We start from the raw sequence: 3,127 nt of genomic DNA on the forward strand, positions 1-3,127 counted from the left end.
TCAGGGATGAGGGGACCGTCCCGCGCCTGCCGGACGGTCCCCTCATCCCTGACCGGGGCTCTCGGTCGTGCCGGTGTGCTGGGCCGGGCCCGTGTTCTCGGTCGTGCCGGTGTCTCCGGCCGCGCGGCGACAGGAGCGCTCGATGGCCTCGCGCAGCACCTGGCGGTCGTCGAAGGCGCGTACCACCCCGGCGATGTCCTGGCCCTGTTCGTGGCCCTTGCCGGCGATCAGTACGGTGTCGCCCTCCACGGCGCGGGAGACCACGGAGGCGATGGCCGCCGCCCGGTCGGCGTCGACCAGGACGTCCCCGCGCTCGTGGATGGGCACCTCGGCGGCGCCCGCGAGCATCGCGGCGAGGATCGCGAGAGGGTCCTCGGAGCGCGGGTTGTCCGAGGTCAGTACGGCGGTGTCGGCGAGCCTGGCGGCGGCGGCCCCCATCGAGGGGCGCTTGGAGCGGTCGCGGTCGCCGCCGCAGCCGAGGACGACGTGCACCTTGCCCCGCGTGACCTTGCGCAGGGAGCGCAGGACCGATTCGACGGCGTCCGTCTTGTGCGCGTAGTCGACGACCGCGAGATACGGCTGGCCGACGTCGACGCGCTCCAGCCGGCCCGGGACACCGGGGACGGCCGCGATGCCGTCGGCGGCGACCTGGGGGTCGATTCCGGCCACGGCGAGCGTGACGACGGCGGCCAGGGTGTTCGCGACGTTGAAGGGGCCCGGCAGCGGGGCCTCGGCGTGGATCCGCTCGCCCTTGGGGCTGACGACGGTGAAGGTGCTGCCGTGCGAGCCGACCTCGACGTTCTCGGCCCGCCAGTCGGCGTCGGGGTGGCCCTCGGCGGAGAAGGTGGTGATGGGCACGCCCGCCTCGGCGACGAGCCGGCGGCCGTACTCGTCGTCGAAGTTGACCACGCCGAGCCGGCTGCGCTCGGGCGTGAACAGCCGGGCCTTGGCCTGGAAGTAGTCCTCCATGCCGGAGTGGAACTCCATGTGCTCCGGGCTGAGGTTGTTGAAGACGGCGATGTCGAAGACACAGCCGTCGACCCGGCCGAGCACCAGCGCGTGGCTGGAAACCTCCATCGCGACGGAGTCGACGCCGCGCTCGCGCATGACGGCGAGGAGCGCCTGGAGGTCGGTGGCCTCGGGGGTGGTGCGCTCGGACTTGATGCGTTCGTCGCCGATGCGCATCTCGACGGTGCCGATGAGCCCGGTGTGGTGTCCGGCGCCGCGCAGGCCGCCCTCCACGAGATACGCCGTGGTGGTCTTGCCCGAGGTGCCGGTGATTCCGATCTGGAGCAGGCCGGTGCCGGGGTGGCCGTAGATCTCGGCGGCCAGTTCACCCATGCTGCCCCGTGGGTCGGGGGTCACCAGGAGCGGCAGGCCGGTCGCGGCGGCGCGTTCGGCGCCCGCCGGGTCGGTCAGGATCGCCGCCGCGCCGAGGTCGGCGGCCTGGGCGGCGAAGTCGGCGCCGTGGAAGCGGGCGCCGGGCAGGGCCGCGTACACGTCCCCGGGGCGAACGGCGCGCGAGTCGTGCGTGATGCCGGTCGCCGCCCCGTCCGCCGGGGGCTCGGCACCCAGCCGGGTGGCCAGGTCCACGAGCGAGGCCGGCCGGACATGGTTCGGGCGGGGCGCTCCGGGGTGGTTCACGGGCGCGTCCTTTGTGGTGGTTCGGTACTGATCTGCGTGGGGCACGGCGGTGAGCGTACCGGGCTCACCGGGGCGTGGGCCACGTGAGGGACGGCCGCTGGCGGAGCCGTCCGGTGGGGTGACGGACGCGCCGTCCTGGTTCCCCGAGTCGGGGGTGATCGTTGTCACTGGGGTGTTCCCTGGGTCACTCGCCGGGCTTGAACTCGACCGGCATCGGATCGGACTTCTTGCCGGTCGGTGGGACCTGGAGGCTCTTGAGAGCGAACTCCATGACCTCCTTGTAGATGGGGCCGCAGATCTGGCCGCCGAAGTAACTGCCCTTGGTCGGGTTCTGGATGGCGCAGTAGACGGTGATCTGCGGGTCGTCGGCGGGCGCGAAGCCCGCGAAGGACGCGGTGTAGCCCTTGTAGCGGCCGGTCTCGGGATCGACGCGGTTGGCCGTTCCCGTCTTGCCGGCGACGCGGTATCCGGGGATCCGGGCCTTGGTGCCGGTGCCCGCCTCGTCGCCGACGACCGATTCGAGCATGGTCGAGAGCGTTTTCGCGGTCTTCTCGCTGACGACGCGCGTCTTCTTCGGAGTGGGCGCGGGGGTGAAGCGGCCGTCGGGGCCCTTGGTGCCGCGGACCAGGGTGGGCTCGATCCGTACACCTCCGTTGGCGATGGTCGAGTAGACGGACGCCGCCTGCATGGCGTTGACCGACAGTCCCTGGCCGAAGGGGATCGTGAACTGCTGGGAGGTCGACCAGTCCTTCGGATCGGCCAGGATGCCCTGGGTCTCGCCGGGATAGTTCAGGCCCGTGGGGCTGCCGATGCCGAATTTACGCAGGTAGGAGTGGAGGACCTGGTTGGCCTGGGGCTGTGTCTTGCCGAGCTGACCGGTCGCCAGGATGGTGCCGATGTTGCTGGACTTGGCGAGGACGCCGTTGAGCGTCAGATACCAGGTGGGGTGGTCGATGTCGTCCTTGAAGAGACGGTCGCCCCGGTGCAGCCGGTTGGGCACGGTGACATGGGTGCCGGGGACGGCGGCCTCCTCCTCCAGGACGGCGGCCATGGACATGACCTTGCTGGTGGAGCCCGGTTCGAACGCGTCCTGGAGGGCGGCGTTGCCCATGCTGGTGCTGTCGGCCTGGGACAGGTCGTTGGGGTCGAAGCCGGGGGCGTTGGCCATGGCGAGCACTTCGCCCGTCCGGGTGTTCTGCACTATCACGTAGCCGCGGTCGGCCTCGGACTCCGCGACCTGGTCGGAGATGGCCCGCTGGGCGGCCCACTGGATGTCCCGGTCGATGGTCAGCTCGATGTCGGTGCCGGGGACGGCGGGGGTCTCCTTGGAGCCCGCGGTGGGGACGCGACGGCCGCCGGAGTGGGCGTAGGTGATCTCGCCGTCCTCGCCGGACAGCCTCTTGTCGAACATCGACTCCACGCCGCCACCTCCGTGGCCTGCGGCGTTGACGTATCCCAGTATCCCGGCGGCCGTCGCGTCCCC

Annotated in this window: 2 protein-coding genes; both read right to left on the bottom strand. The window is 71.5% G+C overall.

Features of this window, described 5'->3' with window-relative positions; genetic code table 11:
- Positions 1 to 42: 42 nt before the first annotated feature.
- Positions 43 to 1,644: a UDP-N-acetylmuramoyl-L-alanyl-D-glutamate--2,6-diaminopimelate ligase gene (locus tag BHU15_RS22010; protein WP_348538530.1), complete on the bottom strand. Its 1,602-nt coding sequence runs from the start codon at positions 1,642 to 1,644 to the stop codon at positions 43 to 45.
- Between the two features lie 184 nt (positions 1,645 to 1,828).
- Positions 1,829 to 3,127 (bottom strand): peptidoglycan D,D-transpeptidase FtsI family protein (locus BHU15_RS22015; RefSeq protein ID WP_069628785.1); only part of this gene is annotated, 1,299 nt, incomplete at its 5' end.

The organism is Streptomyces niveus (genome assembly GCF_001723055.1).
In the GTDB taxonomy this organism is placed as follows: domain Bacteria; phylum Actinomycetota; class Actinomycetes; order Streptomycetales; family Streptomycetaceae; genus Streptomyces; species Streptomyces niveus.